The 839-nt window shown below is 61.4% G+C and carries 1 protein-coding gene; it reads right to left on the bottom strand.

Features of this window, described 5'->3' with window-relative positions:
- The coding region (locus tag U4Z31_RS36925; RefSeq protein WP_321812991.1) for an electron transfer flavoprotein subunit beta/FixA family protein at positions 1-642 on the bottom strand (642 nt) is incomplete at its 3' end.
- Between the last annotated feature and the right edge of the window lie 197 nt (positions 643-839).

The following is an 839-nucleotide window of genomic DNA, read 5'->3' as shown; positions in this document are numbered from 1 at the left end:
GCGCGGCGTGACATCCACGCCGAGGTCTTCCGGCTTCACCGTTTCCAGCGGCTTCTTCTTCGCCTTCATGATGTTCGGCAGCGTCACGTAGCGCGGCTCGTTCAGGCGCAGGTCGGTCGTGACCACCGCCGGCAGCGACAGCGACAGCGTTTCCGCGCCACCGTCGACTTCACGGGCCACGGTTGCCTTGCCGTCGGCGATCGTCACCTTCGACGCGAACGTCGCTTGCGGCAGGCCTGCCAACGCAGCCAGCATCTGGCCCGTCTGGTTCGAGTCGTCGTCGATCGCCTGCTTGCCGAGGATCACGAGTTGCGGCTGTTCCTTGTCGACCAGCGCCTTCAGGATCTTCGCGACGGCCAGCGGCTCGACGCTGTCGTTCGACTCGACGAGGATCGCGCGATCCGCGCCGATCGCCAGCGCCGTGCGCAGCGTTTCCTGCGCTTGCGTCACGCCGACCGATACCGCGATTACTTCGGTCGCGACACCGGCTTCCTTCAGCCGCACCGCTTCTTCCACCGCGATTTCGTCGAATGGGTTCATCGACATCTTCACGTTCGCGATGTCGACGCCCGTGTTGTCCGACTTCACGCCAACTTTGACATTCGCGTCAACGACTCTCTTTACTGCAACAAAAATCTTCAAGGCATTCTCCTGAATATCAACACCACCACATTCACCAGGGGCATTGGAAAGACAAACCTGTACTACGCGGCCCCCGCCACCTTTTACGATTTGACATGTATGCGTGCCACCCTCCATGCGGCGCCTGTATATGCGTTCGTGAAGAACATCGACGAGCACCGGGTAGCCACTCATGTCATCCAGCCCCACGGGCGCGA

Source organism: Burkholderia sp. BCC1985, assembly GCF_905339915.1.
GTDB lineage: Bacteria > Pseudomonadota > Gammaproteobacteria > Burkholderiales > Burkholderiaceae > Burkholderia.
Note: the sequence above shows the minus strand (reverse complement) of the source record. Positions and strands in the feature narration are given on the sequence as shown.